The organism is Citrobacter europaeus (assembly GCA_020099315.1).
Lineage (GTDB): Bacteria > Pseudomonadota > Gammaproteobacteria > Enterobacterales > Enterobacteriaceae > Citrobacter > Citrobacter europaeus.
This window is the reverse complement of sequence record CP083650.1, coordinates 4,982,097-5,000,483: the sequence shown is the minus strand read 5'-3', so window position 1 is coordinate 5,000,483 and position 18,387 is coordinate 4,982,097. Positions and strand designations below refer to the sequence as shown.

General features: G+C 52.0%; 18 protein-coding genes and 1 other annotated feature. Of the genes, 10 read left to right on the top strand and 8 right to left on the bottom strand.

The genetic code is table 11. The features are described from left to right. Window positions 1–56: 56 nt before the first annotated feature. Entirely contained in the window at window positions 57–1,688 is a 1,632-nt protein-coding gene (locus LA337_23455) for a hypothetical protein (GenBank protein UBI16065.1), read from the bottom strand. Window positions 1,689–2,025: 337 nt separating this feature from the next. Here LA337_23455 and LA337_23450 point away from each other — a divergent pair, with 337 nt between their 5' ends. Together LA337_23450 and LA337_23445 are read left to right on the top strand one after the other, a co-directional pair. Continuing rightward, window positions 2,026–2,349, top strand: a complete 324-nt coding sequence (locus LA337_23450; GenBank protein ID UBI18549.1) for a hypothetical protein — start codon at window positions 2,026–2,028, stop codon at window positions 2,347–2,349. A gap of 24 nt (window positions 2,350–2,373) precedes the next feature. Beyond that, window positions 2,374–2,640 carry a hypothetical protein gene (locus LA337_23445; GenBank protein ID UBI16064.1) on the top strand — a complete coding sequence of 89 codons (267 nt, stop codon included), beginning with the start codon at window positions 2,374–2,376 and terminating at the stop codon, window positions 2,638–2,640. A 111-nt stretch (window positions 2,641–2,751) separates the two neighbouring features. On the opposite strand, the gene mnmE is transcribed toward LA337_23445, so the two are convergent. From mnmE to rpmH, 5 genes are all read right to left on the bottom strand, one after another. Continuing rightward, window positions 2,752–4,116, bottom strand: a complete 1,365-nt coding sequence (gene mnmE, locus LA337_23440; GenBank protein UBI16063.1) for a tRNA uridine-5-carboxymethylaminomethyl(34) synthesis GTPase MnmE — start codon at window positions 4,114–4,116, stop codon at window positions 2,752–2,754. A gap of 107 nt (window positions 4,117–4,223) precedes the next feature. Beyond that, window positions 4,224–5,870, bottom strand: a complete 1,647-nt coding sequence (gene yidC / locus LA337_23435; protein ID UBI16062.1) for a membrane protein insertase YidC — start codon at window positions 5,868–5,870, stop codon at window positions 4,224–4,226. A gap of 2 nt (window positions 5,871–5,872) precedes the next feature. After that, the gene (gene yidD / locus LA337_23430) at window positions 5,873–6,130 is read right to left on the bottom strand and encodes a membrane protein insertion efficiency factor YidD (protein ID UBI16061.1); all 258 of its coding nucleotides are present in this window, start codon (window positions 6,128–6,130) and stop codon (window positions 5,873–5,875) included. Next, window positions 6,094–6,453 carry a ribonuclease P protein component gene (gene rnpA, locus LA337_23425; protein UBI16060.1) on the bottom strand — a complete coding sequence of 120 codons (360 nt, stop codon included), beginning with the start codon at window positions 6,451–6,453 and terminating at the stop codon, window positions 6,094–6,096. The genes yidD and rnpA overlap by 37 nt, the downstream gene beginning before the upstream one ends. A gap of 17 nt (window positions 6,454–6,470) precedes the next feature. Continuing rightward, window positions 6,471–6,611 (bottom strand): 50S ribosomal protein L34, encoded by a 141-nt coding sequence (rpmH, locus tag LA337_23420; protein UBI16059.1) that lies wholly within the window; start codon window positions 6,609–6,611, stop codon window positions 6,471–6,473. Window positions 6,612–7,217: 606 nt separating this feature from the next. On the opposite strand from rpmH, the gene dnaA reads away from it, so the two are divergent. From dnaA to yidA, 5 genes are all read left to right on the top strand, one after another. After that, complete coding sequence (gene dnaA / locus LA337_23415; protein ID UBI16058.1) at window positions 7,218–8,621, top strand: chromosomal replication initiator protein DnaA; 1,404 nt, start codon at window positions 7,218–7,220, stop codon at window positions 8,619–8,621. A 4-nt stretch (window positions 8,622–8,625) separates the two neighbouring features. Further along, window positions 8,626–9,726, top strand: coding sequence for a DNA polymerase III subunit beta (gene dnaN / locus LA337_23410; protein UBI16057.1), 1,101 nt, complete (start codon window positions 8,626–8,628; stop codon window positions 9,724–9,726). A gap of 138 nt (window positions 9,727–9,864) precedes the next feature. Further along, window positions 9,865–10,938 carry a DNA replication/repair protein RecF gene (recF, locus tag LA337_23405; GenBank protein ID UBI16056.1) on the top strand — a complete coding sequence of 358 codons (1,074 nt, stop codon included), beginning with the start codon at window positions 9,865–9,867 and terminating at the stop codon, window positions 10,936–10,938. A gap of 28 nt (window positions 10,939–10,966) precedes the next feature. Continuing rightward, window positions 10,967–13,381, top strand: a complete 2,415-nt coding sequence (gyrB, locus tag LA337_23400; GenBank protein ID UBI16055.1) for a DNA topoisomerase (ATP-hydrolyzing) subunit B — start codon at window positions 10,967–10,969, stop codon at window positions 13,379–13,381. Between the two features lie 144 nt (window positions 13,382–13,525). Next, window positions 13,526–14,338: a sugar-phosphatase gene (gene yidA / locus LA337_23395; protein ID UBI16054.1), complete on the top strand. Its 813-nt coding sequence runs from the start codon at window positions 13,526–13,528 to the stop codon at window positions 14,336–14,338. A 4-nt stretch (window positions 14,339–14,342) separates the two neighbouring features. Here yidA and cbrA read toward each other — a convergent pair whose 3' ends face one another. Next, window positions 14,343–15,461: a colicin M resistance lipid reductase CbrA gene (gene cbrA / locus LA337_23390; protein ID UBI16053.1), complete on the bottom strand. Its 1,119-nt coding sequence runs from the start codon at window positions 15,459–15,461 to the stop codon at window positions 14,343–14,345. Between the two features lie 100 nt (window positions 15,462–15,561). Between cbrA and LA337_23385 the strand changes: the two genes are divergently transcribed. Next, window positions 15,562–16,788 carry a DUF3748 domain-containing protein gene (locus LA337_23385; protein ID UBI16052.1) on the top strand — a complete coding sequence of 409 codons (1,227 nt, stop codon included), beginning with the start codon at window positions 15,562–15,564 and terminating at the stop codon, window positions 16,786–16,788. A 1-nt stretch (window position 16,789) separates the two neighbouring features. On the opposite strand, the gene LA337_23380 is transcribed toward LA337_23385, so the two are convergent. Then, the gene (locus tag LA337_23380) at window positions 16,790–17,122 is read right to left on the bottom strand and encodes a YceK/YidQ family lipoprotein (GenBank protein ID UBI18544.1); all 333 of its coding nucleotides are present in this window, start codon (window positions 17,120–17,122) and stop codon (window positions 16,790–16,792) included. 238 nt (window positions 17,123–17,360) lie between these two features. Beyond that, window positions 17,361–17,433: a sequence feature (ROSE (Repression Of Heat Shock gene Expression) occurs in the 5'-region of heat shock genes and acts as an RNA thermometer to modulate expression.), on the top strand. Here LA337_23380 and ibpA point away from each other — a divergent pair. After that, window positions 17,427–17,840: a heat shock chaperone IbpA gene (ibpA, locus tag LA337_23375; GenBank protein UBI16051.1), complete on the top strand. Its 414-nt coding sequence runs from the start codon at window positions 17,427–17,429 to the stop codon at window positions 17,838–17,840. (Overlaps the previous feature by 7 nt.) Window positions 17,841–17,932: 92 nt before the next feature. Then, entirely contained in the window at window positions 17,933–18,361 is a 429-nt protein-coding gene (ibpB, locus tag LA337_23370; protein ID UBI16050.1) for a heat shock chaperone IbpB, read from the top strand. The last annotated feature ends 26 nt before the right edge of the window (window positions 18,362–18,387 follow it).

Below are 18,387 nucleotides of genomic sequence, written 5' to 3'. Positions count from 1 at the left end.
ATTTGGACAACAGTAATTTCCTGAAAGGAAATTACTGTTGTGGATGCGATAACGATTCACTCGTTCCCGGTATTCAGTGTGTATTCGCATTTTGCCCAAAGGGGTTTAATGGCATAGGCCGCACCGTTGAACGGAAATTCTGCGTTTTTAGTTTGTTGAGCGTGTAACAGGGTGTCAATTTCCGTATTGATAATTGCTTTCGCTTTGGAGTGATATCGCTGTAGTGAAATCTTGCTTAACTTATCGGGTAATCTCACAAAGCTGTAGTTTTTGGCGGTATCGTAAACACCGTCTTTGACCTTCATTTTACTGCCGGAAGGGATGCCCATTTTAAGGTCATAGCTTTTAAGTCCAGCAATCCGTTCTGCTACGGTGATTTTTTCCGTTCGCTTAATATTCTTGCTGATCAGCAGCACTTTATTTCGTTGGTACCAGGCCTCAAATATTTGCACTTTGCCCACGTTTTCTTCATACGAGCGCCGATTTGATTCAGGAAACAGAAAACTATTCGAGTTGTGGATTTTTTGCTCGTTCTCGGTGAGTGAAGCCACGTTATCTTTGTTTTGCAATGCTTGCTCTGCCTGGGGGCGATAAATATGCAGCAGGCGATCGGCAAGTGTAAGCACTGCGTCATAAAGGGTGTTCGATTGGATGAGTTCCAATAGGTTATGGCGATCTATCGTGATTTGGCAAAATTCGCGATCCCAATCGATGGACTCATGCTCTTTTTTTTCTTCATCCTTTTGAGTTTTATCAGGTGAGATGGTTGTAAATTTCCAGCGATAGGGCGTTGTCTGCGGTGTCTTCAAATACTGCAGGATGTCAAAAAGCCAGTGGTGAATATCAGTGGCGTAAACGCCGATATAAACGTTCAGGATACGCTGAGCATCATGTTCTGATTCTTGAGCGATCACACTATCAATAAATGGTTCACAACCCTGTTTTTCAAGATGTTGCTTGATGGTTTTATAATCATAGCTTTCACGTATTCCTCTGAAGGCTAATCCACCGGAGATCTCCGCGAAGGGTGCCAGCCATTGAGGGAGTGCGCTGTGTTTTTGCCGATAATCCGCAATGAGAAGGAAAACGGTCTCGGATAAAATCGCCACTCTATCGATAGAAAAATAGTTATCTAATTTTTCTAATAGTAGGTTGCCGTGTGAATGGGCGATGGAAAGATCCTGATGGCAATAGCCCTGCCGCATTTCTGTCGGAATGGCGGGGCAACCGGTTTGACAGCTGGTCAAAATGGCAAACAGATCGTCACGAATAAATTGCTCACGGAGGGTAATCTGATGCTGGTAGACCCCTCTGCGTTGCTCAGGTGGATGATTCATCTCCCCCCATGTCTTCAGGCTGACGTTACCTTTATCAAAACCGTCATACAGTGGGTTCATAAATGCGAGAGCATTCATAAGAGGAGCCTCTTTTTCCTCCTCTGCGCCCACGACATAGTTATCTGATTTGAAAATCTCATTAATTTTAGCACTTTGGGCTTGCAGCGCAGTGAGGACGCGATGTTGTTCTTCAAACCAATGGCGGTAGTCGGCAAGGGTATAAAGATGGCGAGCTTTAAAGATAAGAAGAAGTAACTGCTCGCTTATCGCCTCGTATATATCCGCAAATGGGAGGCGATCGCCAGAGAGAAAATCGCTGAAAACCTGTTTTTGATGATCGGAAAGGGCCATTGATTCTCCATTTTTTGTGACTCTCGTCACAAAATTAACATGCGAATGCCGTGCCGAAAAAAGAGAGAACCCGGGAGGTACAATCATGACATTCTTCGAAGCTGCTTTGAAAATTATCAGCCTTTTTTTATAAGTCAATATATAAAACTAATACCAAATAAAAAATAATTTATTGAACCAAATAAGGCAAGTAATAAAAATATGCGAATTCTTTTTATAATAAATACTATTTTACATCAAATTATATAATTTATTTTTTATTTTGATTTATTTGGTGTGTTGAATATCATTGATGTCAGCGAGGCATGAGCCCGTTACGTTGATAAAGGTGATAAATATGTTTAGCGATCTCTTTGATTATATTCGTGAAAATCCTATCAAGTCTCTCGCGGTCGTGGCGGTGACCGTCGCGACCGGTGGCGCGGCAGCGGTCATGGCACCAGCCATAGGCGCAGCGGCGAGTGCTGCGGGGTTGGGCGTGGCCGGTGGGACCTTAAGCGGTGCGGCGGCCTCTTCTGCTGGACTCGCTACGTTAGGCGGTGGGAGCCTGGCTTCTGGTGGCCTGGGTATGGCGGGAGGAAAGGCCGTCGTCACCACGGTTGGCGCGGTCATTGGAGGCAGCACCTCCGGCAGTGTTGCCAAATCCTTATCAACTGATTAATACATTATTTGGAGGCAATTAATTATGGGTATTGTTGCGGCAGGTTTACGCGAGTGGAACTATCAAAAAATTAATCGATTAACTCGCGCCGGTTTTAGCGACGGCACTATCGCCAGTGCGATTAACGATGATCTAATCGAGCGCAATATTGCGTTCCCCTCACCGTTAACTGGCGGGGATGTTGAGTCATACAAAAAATTATCGTTTCTTGCAGGTGAGCGCTCGTTGATTTCAGAGTCTAAAATTCGCGCACTCACCGACGAGTGCGGGGCTGACGCCATGGAATGCTGATCATTTGGAGCCGCGGAGAATCCGAAAAGCAGGGATTCTCCGCTTTTTTTGTGCCTGCTTTTCGTTTCTCGACCCACGCACGATCTCAAATGAAAAGCCAAAATTTAGAGCCTACTTACCAATACAGAAACTGGAGAAAATCCGTCCAAGCAGATCGTCGGAGGTAAATTCCCCGGTGATCTCACTGAGGTTCTGCTGCGCCAGACGTAGCTCCTCTGCCAGAAGTTCTCCGGCCCATGCTCCGAGCAGTTGGGCTTTGCCTTGCTCAAGATGTTCCGCCGCTTCTGCCAGCGCCTGCAGATGACGACGGCGCGCCAGAAAGCCGCCTTCCATATTGGTTTCAAAGCCCATGCTCTGCTTGAGATGATTACGCAGCACGTCAACGCCTTCCCCGGTACGCGCGGAGAGGCGAACCAGTGAGTGGCCATTTACTTCGCTAAGGCCCAGCGTCTCACCGGTAATGTCCGCTTTGTTACGCACTACGGTAATCGGCAGTTTAGCTGGCAGACGGGCAATAAAGTCTGGCCAGATGTCAGCCGGGTCTACGGCGTCGGTGGTGGTGCCATCAACCATAAACAGTACTCGGTCGGCCTGTTCGATTTCCTGCCAGGCTCGTTCGATACCAATGCGTTCAACTTCATCGCTGGCATCACGCAGACCGGCTGTGTCGATGATATGCAGCGGCATCCCGTCGATATGAATATGCTCACGCAGCACATCGCGGGTTGTCCCGGCGATGTCGGTGACAATGGCTGCCTCACGGCCAGCCAGGGCGTTTAACAGGCTTGATTTCCCGGCGTTAGGACGCCCGGCAATCACCACCTTCATCCCTTCGCGCAGCAGGCTGCCCTGACGCGCTTCGGCACGAACGGCATCAAGATCGCTGATAACGCTGTTGAGTTGCGCTTCAATCTTGCCGTCAGACAGGAAGTCGATTTCTTCATCCGGAAAGTCGATCGCCGCTTCCACATAGATGCGCAGGTGAGTGAGCGCTTCCACAAGATGATTTACCCGTGCGGAAAATGCGCCCTGCAACGAGTTTAGCGCCGAGCGAGCGGCTTGCTCTGAGCTGGCATCGATCAGGTCGGCAATCGCCTCTGCCTGGGCTAAATCGAGCTTATCATTGAGAAATGCGCGCTCGGAGAATTCACCTGGTCTGGCAATGCGCAGCCCGGGAATGGTCAGAATACGTTTGAGCAGCAGATCAAGAATCACCGGGCCGCCGTGGCCCTGAAGCTCTAAAACGTCTTCGCCGGTAAAGGAGTTCGGGCCGGGGAACCACAGGGCAATCCCCTGATCCAGCGCGCTGCCATCCGCGTCTTTAAACGGCAGATAGTCGGCATAACGCGGTTTTGGCAGTTTTCCCAGTACGGTTTCTGCGACTTCACGTGCCTTCAGGCCGGAGATACGCAGGATACCCACGCCACCACGTCCCGGAGGGGTGGCCTGAGCGACGATGGTGTCGTTATGGCTCATGGTTTGTCTCTTCTTAATACAATAAAAAAGGCGGTCTAAAATGACCGCCCTTTACTTTATGTTCCGTTTGCCGGATGGCGGCTTCGCCTAATCCGGCCTACACCGAATCAGGAGTTTTTCTTCTCGCGGCTATGCAGCCCACGCTTCTCCAGACCACGGTAAATCAGCTGCTGCTGAATAATGGTTACCAGGTTGCTGACGATATAGTACAGCACCAGACCTGACGGGAACCACAGGAAGAACACGGTGAAGATGACCGGCATAAAGGTCATGATCTTCTGCTGCATCGGGTCGGTCACGGTGGTCGGAGACATCTTCTGAATGAAGAACATCGTCACGCCCATCAGGATCGGCAGGATGTAGTACGGGTCCTGTGCGGACAGGTCATGGATCCACAGAGCGAACGGCGCATGACGCAGTTCAATGGAGCCCATCAGCATGTAGTACAACGCCAGGAAGATTGGCATCTGGATGATCAGCGGGAAGCAGCCGCCCAGCGGGTTAACCTTCTCAGCTTTGTACAGGGCCATCATCTCTTGGCTCTGACGCTGTTTGTCATCGCCCAGACGCTCACGCATAGCCTGAATCTTAGGCTGCAGCATACGCATCTTCGCCATGGAGGTGTACTGCGCTTTGGTCAGCGGGTACATGATGCCACGAACGATAAAGGTGATAACGATGATGGAGAAGCCCCAGTTACCCAGGAAGCTATGGATCCACTTCAGCAGTTTAAACAGCGGCTGAGAGATGAACCACAGCCAGCCGTAATCCACGGTCAGATCCAGGTGCGGTGCAACGGCCGCCATTTTATCCTGAATTTCCGGGCCGACCCACAGGGTGCTGGTCATCGCGCCAGTCTGGCCAGGCTGAACCAGTACCGGCTGTGATTTATAGCCGATAGCGGCAATGCCGTTACCCAGATTAGCGGTGTAGAAATTGTTGGTACCGTCGTTACGCGGAACCCATGCCGTTGCGAAATACTGTTGCAACATTGCGACCCAGCCGTCTTTAGCGTTGACGTTCAGGTTTTCGTTTTCAGCAATGGTGTCGAATTTGTATTTCTCATACTTCTCATCCGGCGTGGAGTACGCCGCGCCACGGAAAGTGTGCAGCGCAAAGTTGCTGCTCCCGGTGTCGCGATGAGATGGCAGATTGATGGATTGCTTCAGCTGACCAAAGGTGGAGACTTCCAGCGGTTTTTCGCCGGCGTTCTGCACGCTGTAGTTAACGTTGACAGCATATTCACCACGCTTGAGGACAAACGTTTTAGTGAATGTGTTACCCGCTGCGTCAGTATAGGTCATCGGGATCTGCAGTTCGTTCTGACCGTCAGCCAGTACAAACGCGTCTTTTTCGACGTTGTACAGCGGACGCGGGCCGTTAGCCGGGTTATCCGGGCCGTCACGACCTGTCAGGCCACTCTGTGCCTGGTAGATGAACTGTGGCGTGGTTTCCAGTAACTGGAACGGTTCGGTAGAACCGAGTTCTTTCGGGTAAGCTGGCAGTGAAGCCTGTTCCACATCACCACCACGGGTGTTGATGGTCAGATCAAGCACGTCAGTTTTAACCGTAATCAGTTTCCCCTGGCCACTGGCCGGTACGCCCTGGTCTGCGGCGCTACCCGCTGCGGTGGTCGTTGTCTGCGTGGTCTGTTGGGCCTGAGGTTGCGGGTTTTTATCCTGCTCCCAGGCTTGCCAGATCATGAAAGACACGAACAGCAAAGCGATGACTAAAAGATTGCGTTGCGAATCCATCGTTAGTGTTCTCTGGTATCAAATGGTCCGGGCGGGACGGGATCGTCACCACCAGGGTGTAAAGGGTGGCATTTTAATACGCGTTTCACCGTCAACCAACTGCCTTTTATCACTCCAAACCTGCGCAATGCCTCAATTCCGTAGCTCGAACAGGTTGGAGTGAAACGGCAATGCGGCCCAAGCAGCGGACTGATCAGGCGTTGATAGACCCGAATGAGGGCTATCAGGACCCGCGAGCCAGGCGACAATGGCGACGCCATAATTTTTCCAACGCTTCCGAGAGAGCACGGTTATCGAGGTCAGCAACCCCTTTTTTCGCCACCACCACGAAATCCATTGCTGGAAGCTCGTGCTGACGTAAACGGAAGCTTTCACGCGTCAGACGTTTAATCCGATTGCGTTCATGCGCACGCTTAACATTTTTCTTGGCGACTGTAAGACCGATACGGGGATGCCCCAGCGAATTCAGGCGGCCGAGGATGGTGATTTGCGGCGTGCCAGCCCGTTGTGGCTGCTGGAAGACGAATGTGAAATGAGTGGGAGTTAACAAACGTAACTCCCTGGGAAATGCGAGCTTAACCACTCAGGGGCTAGCTTTTATTACTTAGAAACGGTCAGACGAGAACGGCCTTTAGCACGACGACGTGCCAGAACCTGACGACCATTTTTATTAGCCATACGAGCACGGAAGCCGTGAGAACGGTTGCGCTTCAGTACAGACGGTTGAAAAGTGCGTTTCATGGCGATTTCTACCTAAACTTGAATAAATTCACTGACTTTTGCGTATACCCGAACGAGTTTCGAACGACTTACGCCACAGTGTGGGTGATTAAAGAGGCCGGATTGTAATAATTGTACACTCCGGAGTCAATTCTCTTTCCTTATTTCCCGCTTTTTTCCGCACGGTTTCGCGTAAAAAACAGGCAGCGTTGACGCCGTAAGGCGACCGTTACTCGCTGGGGGTAAGAATTATACGGGCTGGTGGATAAAGCGCAAGGATCGCACGGGATCTTTATTAGATCGTTTAAGCAGTAAAGCATCTTTACTCATTAATTTTTTCAATATGCGCGCTAAAACCTGCAGCACTTCTCCAGGATCGTTTACACTTAGCCGATTCTGGATCATCCTGTGGATAAATCGGGAAGAATCTGTGAGAAACAGAAGATCTCTTTCTCAGTTTACGCTATGATCCGCGGTCCCGATCGTTTCAATGGATCCTGATCGGGGAAAAATTGCAGATAGCAATTCGCACGTCACCCTTTGCATAGGGTCTTGTCGATGTGCGTCAACAATCATGAATGTTTCAGCCTTTGTCATTTATCGACTTTTGTTCGAGTGGAGTCCGCCGTGTCACTTTCGCTTTGGCAGCAGTGTCTTGCCCGATTGCAGGATGAGTTACCAGCCACAGAGTTCAGTATGTGGATACGCCCGTTGCAGGCGGAACTGAGCGATAACACGCTGGCTTTGTATGCGCCAAACCGTTTCGTGCTCGATTGGGTAAGGGATAAATACCTTAATAATATTAATGGATTACTCAATAACTTCTGTGGAGCGGATGCCCCACAGCTGCGCTTTGAAGTCGGTACTAAACCCGTCACGCAAACGCTGAAGACGCCGGTGAACAACGTTGTTGCGCCCGCTTACGTAGCGCAGCAAGTGCAACCGCAACGCGCCGCTCCGGCAGCGCGCCCAGGCTGGGATAACGTCCCGGCCCCGGCAGAACCTACCTATCGTTCTAACGTCAACGTCAAACACACGTTTGATAACTTCGTTGAAGGTAAATCTAACCAACTGGCGCGCGCGGCGGCACGTCAGGTGGCGGACAATCCTGGCGGCGCCTACAATCCGTTATTCCTTTATGGCGGTACGGGTCTGGGTAAAACTCACCTGCTGCACGCCGTCGGTAACGGCATAATGGCGCGTAAGCCAAACGCGAAAGTGGTGTATATGCACTCCGAGCGTTTTGTGCAGGATATGGTTAAAGCCCTGCAAAACAACGCGATCGAAGAGTTTAAACGCTACTACCGCTCCGTTGACGCGCTGCTGATTGACGATATCCAGTTCTTCGCGAATAAAGAACGATCGCAGGAAGAGTTTTTCCACACCTTTAACGCCCTGCTGGAAGGCAATCAGCAGATCATCCTGACCTCGGATCGCTATCCGAAGGAGATCAACGGCGTTGAAGATCGTCTGAAATCCCGCTTCGGCTGGGGACTGACTGTGGCGATCGAACCACCTGAGCTGGAAACGCGCGTCGCGATCCTGATGAAAAAAGCCGACGAAAACGACATTCGTCTGCCCGGGGAAGTGGCGTTCTTTATTGCCAAACGTCTACGCTCTAACGTGCGTGAACTGGAAGGCGCATTGAACCGCGTGATCGCCAACGCCAATTTTACCGGCCGGGCGATTACTATCGATTTCGTGCGTGAAGCGCTGCGCGATCTGCTGGCTTTGCAGGAAAAACTGGTCACCATCGACAATATTCAGAAGACGGTGGCGGAGTATTACAAAATCAAAATTGCGGATCTGCTTTCTAAGCGTCGATCTCGCTCGGTAGCTCGTCCGCGCCAGATGGCGATGGCGCTGGCAAAAGAGCTCACTAACCACAGTCTGCCGGAAATTGGCGACGCGTTTGGTGGGCGTGACCATACTACCGTGCTTCATGCCTGCCGCAAGATTGAGCAGTTGCGTGAAGAAAGCCATGATATTAAAGAAGATTTCTCCAATTTAATCAGAACATTATCTTCGTGACGCTATGAAATTTACCGTTGAACGTGAACATTTATTAAAACCGCTTCAGCAGGTCAGCGGCCCGCTGGGTGGACGTCCTACACTGCCTATTCTCGGAAACCTGCTGCTGCAGGTTGCTGACGGTGCGCTTTCGCTGACCGGTACCGATCTCGAAATGGAGATGGTGGCGCGCGTGGCGCTGATCCAGCCGCATGAACCTGGTGCGACCACCGTTCCGGCGCGTAAATTCTTCGATATTTGCCGCGGGTTGCCGGAAGGCGCGGAGATTGCCGTTCAACTGGAAGGCGACCGTATGCTGGTGCGTTCTGGTCGCAGCCGTTTCTCGCTGTCTACGCTGCCTGCTGCCGACTTCCCGAATCTGGACGACTGGCAGAGCGAAGTCGAATTTACCCTGCCGCAGGCTACGATGAAGCGTCTGATTGAAGCCACGCAGTTTTCGATGGCGCATCAGGACGTACGTTACTACTTAAACGGCATGCTGTTTGAAACCGAAGGGGAAGAGCTGCGTACCGTGGCGACCGACGGTCACCGCCTGGCGGTCTGTTCAATGCCTGTCGGTCAGCCGTTGCCAAGCCATTCGGTGATCGTACCGCGTAAAGGCGTGATTGAACTGATGCGTATGCTCGACGGCGGTGATAACCCGCTGCGCGTGCAGATTGGCAGCAACAACATTCGTGCGCACGTGGGCGACTTTATCTTCACTTCCAAGCTGGTTGACGGTCGGTTCCCGGATTATCGCCGCGTATTGCCGAAGAATCCGGACAAACATCTGGAAGCCGGTTGCGATATCCTCAAACAGGCATTTGCTCGTGCGGCGATCCTCTCTAACGAGAAATTCCGCGGCGTGCGTCTGTATGTCAGCGAAAACCAGCTCAAAATCACCGCCAACAACCCGGAGCAGGAAGAAGCAGAAGAAATTCTGGATGTCTCCTATCCTGGTACTGAGCTGGAAATCGGCTTTAACGTGAGCTACGTACTGGACGTTCTGAACGCGCTGAAGTGCGAGAACGTGCGTATTCTGCTGACCGATTCCGTATCGAGCGTACAGATTGAAGATGCAGCGTCACAATCTGCAGCCTATGTCGTCATGCCTATGCGCTTGTAAAGAATATCGGGCTATCTTACTTGTTATTCTGGCTCCGGGCAGTGCTCGCAATCCTCACGTACTTCAGTACGCTCCGGTTGCTGTGCGCTGGCCGTAACCAGACTAACTGCGACGATAACGCCCTGGTTATGAGTTGATATGTCGCTATCCCGACTCCTGATTAAAGATTTCCGCAATATTGAAAATGCGGATCTCGCTTTATCTCCCGGCTTTAACTTTCTGGTTGGCGCGAACGGCAGCGGCAAAACCAGCGTGCTGGAAGCCATCTATACGCTCGGCCACGGCCGGGCGTTTCGCAGTTTGCAGATTGGTCGCGTCATTCGCCACGAGCAGGAGTCGTTTGTTTTACACGGGCGTTTGCAAGGGGAAGAGCGTGAGACGTCGATTGGTCTGACGAAAGACAAACTGGGCGACAGCAAAGTGCGTATTGACGGCACTGACGGGCACAAGGTTGCAGAACTGGCGCACCTGATGCCGATGCAACTGATCACGCCAGAGGGGTTTACTTTACTCAATGGCGGCCCCAAATATAGAAGAGCATTCCTTGACTGGGGATGCTTTCACAATGAAGCCGGATTTTTCACCGCCTGGAGCAACCTGAAACGACTGCTCAAGCAGCGTAATGCGGCGCTGCGCCAGGTGAGTCGTTATGAGCAACTGCGCCCGTGGGATAAAGAACTGATCCCGCTGGCGGAACAAATCAGCACCTGGCGCGCGGAGTACAGCGCCGGTATCGCGCAGGATATGGCGGATACCTGCCAGCAGTTTCTTCCCGAGTTTTCTCTCTCCTTCTCATTCCAGCGCGGCTGGGAGAAAGAGACTGATTATGCCGAAGTGCTGGAACGCAGTTTTGAACGCGATCGCATGTTGACCTACACCGCGCACGGCCCGCATAAGGCGGATTTCCGCATTCGTGCCGACGGTGCGCCGGTGGAAGACACGTTGTCGCGTGGGCAGCTAAAGCTGCTGATGTGCGCCTTACGTCTGGCGCAAGGGGAGTTCCTGACCCGTGAAAGCGGACGGCGCTGCCTGTACCTGATAGATGATTTTGCCTCTGAACTGGATGACGCGCGTCGCGGGCTGCTGGCCAGCCGCTTAAAAGCCACGCAATCTCAGGTCTTTGTCAGCGCAATCAGCGCTGAACACGTTATAGACATGTCCGATGAAAATTCGAAGATGTTTACCGTGGAAAAGGGTAAAATAACGGATTAACCCAAGATAAAATGAGCGAGAAACGTTGATGTCGAATTCTTATGACTCCTCCAGTATCAAAGTCCTGAAAGGACTGGATGCGGTGCGTAAGCGCCCTGGTATGTATATCGGCGACACGGATGACGGCACCGGTCTGCACCACATGGTATTCGAGGTGGTAGATAACGCTATCGACGAAGCGCTCGCGGGTCACTGTAAAGATATCGTGGTAACGATTCACGCTGATAACTCCGTGTCCGTTACCGATGATGGCCGTGGTATCCCGACCGGTATTCACCCGGAAGAAGGCGTTTCGGCGGCAGAAGTTATCATGACCGTTCTGCACGCAGGCGGTAAATTCGATGATAACTCCTATAAAGTTTCCGGCGGTTTGCACGGCGTGGGTGTTTCTGTCGTTAACGCCTTGTCGCAGAAACTGGAGCTGGTGATTCGTCGTGAAGGCAAAGTGCATCAGCAAACTTACGTGCACGGTGTGCCGCAGGCGCCACTGGCGGTAACCGGCGAAACAGAACTGACCGGGACTCAGGTCCGTTTCTGGCCAAGCCACGAAACCTTTACTAATGTCGTTGAGTTTGAATACGACATTCTGGCGAAGCGTCTACGTGAGCTGTCCTTCCTGAACTCCGGCGTCTCTATTCGTCTGCGCGACAAGCGCGACGGCAAAGAAGATCATTTCCACTATGAAGGTGGCATTAAGGCGTTTGTTGAATACCTCAACAAAAATAAAACGCCGATCCACCCGAATATCTTCTACTTCTCCACTGAAAAAGACGGTATCGGCGTTGAAGTTGCGCTGCAGTGGAACGATGGTTTCCAGGAAAACATCTACTGTTTCACCAACAACATTCCACAGCGTGACGGCGGTACTCACCTTGCAGGCTTCCGTGCGGCGATGACCCGTACCCTGAACGCCTACATGGACAAAGAAGGCTACAGCAAAAAAGCGAAAGTCAGCGCCACCGGTGACGATGCCCGTGAAGGTCTGATTGCCGTTGTTTCTGTGAAAGTACCGGATCCGAAGTTCTCCTCACAGACCAAAGATAAGCTAGTCTCCTCTGAGGTGAAATCGGCGGTAGAACAGCAGATGAACGAACTGCTGAGCGAATACCTGCTGGAAAACCCATCTGACGCGAAAATCGTCGTTGGCAAAATTATCGATGCTGCGCGTGCCCGTGAAGCTGCACGCCGCGCGCGTGAAATGACCCGTCGTAAAGGCGCGCTGGACTTAGCCGGTCTGCCGGGCAAGCTGGCGGACTGTCAGGAACGCGACCCAGCCCACTCTGAACTGTATCTGGTGGAAGGGGACTCCGCGGGCGGATCTGCGAAGCAGGGCCGTAACCGTAAAAACCAGGCGATTCTGCCGCTGAAGGGTAAAATCCTCAACGTCGAGAAAGCGCGCTTTGACAAGATGCTCTCCTCTCAGGAAGTCGCGACGCTGATCACCGCGCTCGGCTGTGGCATCGGTCGTGACGAGTACAACCCGGACAAACTGCGTTATCACAGCATCATCATCATGACCGATGCGGACGTCGACGGCTCGCACATTCGTACGCTGCTGTTGACCTTCTTTTATCGTCAGATGCCGGAAATCGTTGAGCGCGGCCACGTTTACATTGCACAGCCACCGCTGTACAAAGTGAAAAAAGGCAAGCAGGAACAGTACATTAAAGATGACGAAGCGATGGATCAGTACCAAATTTCTATCGCTCTGGATGGCGCAACGCTGCATACCAATGCCAGCGCACCAGCCCTGGCGGGTGAAGCATTAGAAAAACTGGTTTCTGAATACAACGCGACGCAGAAAATGATCGGCCGTATGGAACGTCGTTTCCCGAAAGCGCTGCTGAAAGAACTGGTTTATCAACCGACGCTGGCTGAAGACTGCCTGTCTGATGAAGCGAAAGTGACGGCCTGGGTTTCCCAGTTGGTTAACGTGCTGAATGAAAAAGAAATGCACGGCAGCACCTGGAACAGCTTCGTGCGTAAAGACGCTGAACTGAACCTGTTCGAACCGGTGATCCGTGTGCGTACCCACGGTGTCGATACCGATTATCCGCTGGAGCATGAATTTGTGACCGGTGGCGAATACCGTCGTATTTGTACGCTCGGCGAGAAGCTGCGCGGGCTGATCGAAGACGATGCGTTTATCGAACGTGGCGAACGTCGTCAGCCAGTAGCAAGCTTTGAGCAGGCGCTGGAATGGTTGCAGAAAGAGTCTCGTCGTGGTCTCGCTATCCAGCGTTATAAAGGTCTGGGTGAGATGAACCCAGAACAGCTGTGGGAAACCACCATGGACCCGGAAAGCCGTCGCATGCTGCGCGTTACCGTGAAGGATGCGATCGCCGCCGACCAGCTGTTCACCACGCTGATGGGTGATGCCGTTGAACCTCGTCGTGCGTTTATCGAAGAAAACGCCCTGAAAGCGGCGAACATCGATATTTAACCTGCACCCGGGCCTGCTCCTGTAGGCCTGTGACCGATCGACAAAAGGGGAATCTCGATTCCCCTTTCTATCCCCCTTTTCGTAGCTGTTTTTTGAGCGGAATCGCGTTAGCATGAGGACGGACTCATTTCATCCGGGGAACTCATGGCTATCAAACTTATTGCTATCGACATGGATGGCACACTTCTGCTGCCCGATCACACCATTTCACCTGCGGTCAAAACGGCGATTGCCGCGGCGCGCGCGCGTGGCGTGAATGTGGTGCTGACTACGGGGCGCCCGTATGCCGGCGTTCATAGCTATCTGAAAGAACTACATATGGAACAACCCGGTGACTACTGCATTACCTATAACGGTGCGCTGGTGCAGAAAGCGGGGGATGGCAGTACCGTGGCGCAAACCGCGCTGAGCTATGATGATTATCGTTACCTGGAGCAACTCTCCCGGGAAGTTGGCTCGCATTTCCACGCCCTCGATCGCAATACGCTGTATACCGCGAACCGTGATATCAGCTACTACACGGTGCACGAATCGTTTGTTGCGACGATTCCGTTGGTGTTCTGCGAAGCCGAGAAAATGGATCCCGCAACCCAGTTTCTGAAAGTGATGATGATTGACGAGCCGGAGATCCTTGATAAAGCCATTTCGCGCATACCTGCGGAAGTAAAAGAGAAGTACACCGTGCTGAAAAGTGCGCCGTATTTCCTCGAAATCCTCGATAAACGCGTCAATAAAGGGACTGGCGTAAAATCGCTGGCCGATGCGTTGGGCATTAAAGCCGAAGAGGTGATGGCGATTGGCGATCAGGAAAACGACATTGCGATGATTGAATACGCAGGCGTGGGCGTTGCCATGGATAACGCTATTCCATCAGTCAAAGAAATCGCCAACTTTGTGACCAAATCCAACCTTGAAGATGGCGTCGCGTATGCCATTGAGAAGTTTGCGCTGCAATAAGATGTTATGGGCAAATGCTTCGCCGTATTTGCCCTGTTTCAGCTATGATTTGTGGTGCTGAATGGTCTCCTTGGGGAATGTGCGCCACGCCGCTGCGCATTATCCATTTACGGGAAAACGCCGATGTCAGGGCGCGACTTTTCAGGATTTTGCCATACAGTTTGAGGCGTAACTTGCGGGTGGCGTTGCGGTAGGCGTGATTCATATCTGGCGTATCCCGCAGGAGTACAGATTTGAGGATCTCCGCGCTGTCCAGCGCATAGCTAATCCCTTCCAGCGAACTGGCGCTGATAAATCCGGCCGCTTCACCAATCAAGAACGCGTTATCTTCGCCGCAGACGAAGTCTTTCCAGCGTGAGGGGAACAGCACCGTACATTTTTCGCTTTTCACCGGTTTGCCGAACTGGAAATGGAACGCTTCCAGCTTCTCTTTCAGCGCGTCAAAGCGCGCCTGGCCGTCCTTCATGGGGTACGCGCCGCCAAAGATAAAATAGCCGTCTTTGCTGATACTCCAGGAATAACAGTCGGTTGCGTCATTATCAAAAATACAGGAATAGAACGGGACAGGATGTTTTTCCGCAAACCATTGTTGAATAGCGACATATTTACGGATTTGGTGCTGGGGATAGAGATGACGGCGTACCAGTGAATTCGCTCCGTCGGCACCTACCAGATAACGCGCGGTGATCTGCTGCTCCCAACCGTCGGCGCGGAAGATTACATGCCATTTATCGCCCTCGCGCCAGATTTTCCGACACAGGCTGTCGTGGTACACCTGTACATCGTCAGGAATGAGCGATTTAAGCCATAAATCAAACGCATGGCGATTGATATTAATGTAGCTGCGTTGGTAGTTACGCGTCAAAGAAGCGGCAACATCAACCGTTTTAACGCTAAATATCTGCGGGTTGGCGATGACATTAACGGGTAAGGTTATCCCGTCGCGGATAAACGAACGCTGGGCATCCGGGGCCAGCAGACCGCCGCAGGGTTTGGTAAAACCTTCGTTGCCGCACTGGCGTTTTTTATCCAACGCGATCACGCGCATTTTTCCACTCAACTGCCGCGCCAGCGCTGCGCCTGCCGGGCCTAATCCGATAATCGCTACGTCAAAATGTTCCATCTTTCTGTCCGCAAAAAATGAAGATAGCGATACGCTAAAGCCTGAAAGTGAAGTGCTTGTGAAGTATGATTGCTCAAATCGTCTTGTATCAGGGCATCCCATGAAGCAAATCACCTTTACGCCGCGTAATCATCAGCTTACCAATATCAATACCTGGACACCGGACAGCCAGTGGCTGGTCTTTGATGTGCGCCCCTCCGGCGCCTCTTTTACCGGTGAAACAATTGAGCGCGTCAATATCCATACTGGCGAGCTGGAGGTGATTTACCGGGCTACTCAGGGATCGCACATTGGCGTGGTGACCGTTCATCCAAAGTCGGAAAAATATGTATTTATTCATGGGCCTGAAAATCCTGATGAAACATGGCATTACGACTTCCATCATCGGCGTGGGGTGATTGCTTCGCAGGCTGGGATGGAGAATCTGGATGCGATGGATATTACTGCGCCATATACGCCGGGCGCGCTGCGCGGCGGCAGTCATGTGCATGTTTTTAGCCCGAACGGCGAGTTTGTCAGTTTTACCTATAACGACCATGTGCTGCATGAGCGCTCTCCGGCGCTCGATTTACGCAACGTCGGCGTGGCTGCGCCGTATGGTCCGGTGAATGTTTCCTCGCAGCATCCCCGTGAATATAGCGGTAGCTACTGGTGCGTGCTGGTGAGTCAGACGACGCCAGCGCCAAAGCCGGGGAGCGATGAGATTAACCGCGCCTATGAAGAGGGCTGGGTGGGGGAAAACAGACTGGCGTTTATCGGCGATACGTTGTCCGCCTCTGGTGAGAAGGTGCCGGAGCTGTTTATTGTTGATTTGCCACAGGATGAAAGCGGCTGGAAACAGCCTGGCGACGAGCCGCTGGAGGGGACTGAGGCGACAATGCCTGCGCCGCCATCCGGCATAACTCAACGCCGCCTGACGTTTACCCATGAGCACGCCTTTCCTGGGCTGGTTAATCAGCCGCGCCACTGGGTGCGCAGTAATCCAGGAGCCTCTGAGATTGCGTTTTTAATGCGCGATGATCGTGGTGTTGTGCAACTGTGGCTGATTTCCCCACAAGGAGGGGAGCCGCGTCAGCTTACCCGCTGCGTCACGGATATTCAGTCAGCGTTCAACTGGCATCCGTCGGGGAAATGGCTGGGATTTGTACTGCAGAACAAAATCGCCTGTTGTGATGCTCTTACGGGAGAGATTGATTTTTTAACGGATCATCATGGCAACCCGCCGTCAGGCGACGCGATCGTCTTTTCTCCTGACGGTCAATGGGTTGCGTGGATGGAAGACGTCGAGGGTTTCCGCCAGTTATGGGTGACAGAAACCAGGCGCTAGCTTAAGGCGCGGTCATTTCAGCCGGGGGAATAACCGCGTTTGTGGCCTGCGTTCTCTCCTCGCTTTTTTCTACGCGGGATCTCACCGAGTTGTCTTTGCGAAAGAGATCCCACGGAAGCAATACCGTATCCAGTACGGCGGTAAACGGCATATCCAGAATCGCCAGCGACTTGGTTCCCCAGTTTGTATCACTTTCGCTAATCATTGTGGCGCTGGCGCGCGTGCCAGGATACGTCCCTTCCTTGCCTCCGGTATGCGACATAATGCTGGAACAGCCGCTCAAAAACGCCATCCCGCTGCACATTGCCAGTGTTACCAACATTTTTTTTATCATCATTTATTCATCTGTATTTATCGTGTTTGCATGGTGAGTTAAAGCGATCCGTTGCGAAAATAACATCACCATTTCGTCGCACTGTGGCGGCTATCGCGATTTAACGATAACAACTGCTTCCCCCAGTGTATGCAATAGACACCAAACTGCAAAAAAAGTCAGATGAATACGCTTGAAAAGTTTGTATTAAGACCCATTTTTAGAGTGTAGACAAATGAAGGGCATGCCTGATGGGTGTCCTGGCTACCTGACCTGTCCATGATGGAAGGTCGATTATTCTCGCTGATTTCAGGAGCTATTGATTATGCGTAACTTTGATTTATCCCCGCTGTACCGTTCTGCTATTGGTTTTGATCGCCTGTTTAACCTGCTGGAAAACAATCAGGGCCAGAGCAATGGCGGCTACCCTCCGTATAACGTTGAGCTGGTAGACGAAAACCATTACCGCATTGCGATTGCCGTTGCCGGTTTTGCTGAAAGCGAACTGGAAATTACTGCCCAGGACAATCTGCTGGTGGTGAAAGGCGCTCATGCGGACGATCAAAAAGAACGTACTTACCTGTATCAGGGCATTGCCGAGCGCAACTTCGAACGTAAGTTCCAGTTAGCGGAGAACATTCATGTTCGCGGCGCAAACCTGGTGAATGGTCTGCTGTATATCGATCTTGAGCGCGTGATTCCCGAAGCGAACAAGCCGCGCCGCATCGAAATCAACTAATTTTGTGGGCCGCTGCAGGCGGCCCTGCTAAGTCATCGGCTTGCCGTCAGGGAGCCGAAAAGTACCTACTCGCTTCTTAGAAGGAGATTATTATGCGTAACTACGATTTATCCCCACTGCTGCGTCAATGGATCGGTTTTGACAAACTAGCCAATGCCTTGCAAAACACCGGTGAAAGCCAGAGCTTCCCGCCATATAACATTGAAAAGAGCGATGATAACCACTACCGCATTACCCTTGCGTTAGCTGGTTTCCGCCAGGAAGATCTGGATATTCAACTGGAAGGCACGCGCCTGACCGTGAAAGGTACGCCGCAACAGCCGGAAAAAGAGACCAAATGGTTGCATCAGGGGCTGGTCACTCAGCCGTTCAGCCTGAGCTTCACGCTGGCTGAAAATATGGAGGTCTCCGGCGCAAGCTTCACTAACGGCTTGCTGCATATCGATTTGACCCGGAATGAACCTGAAACCATTGCTCCACAACGTATCGCCATCAGCGAACGTCCCGCATTAAATAGCTAAATAGCTCCATGCCTTTGCCCCGCCAG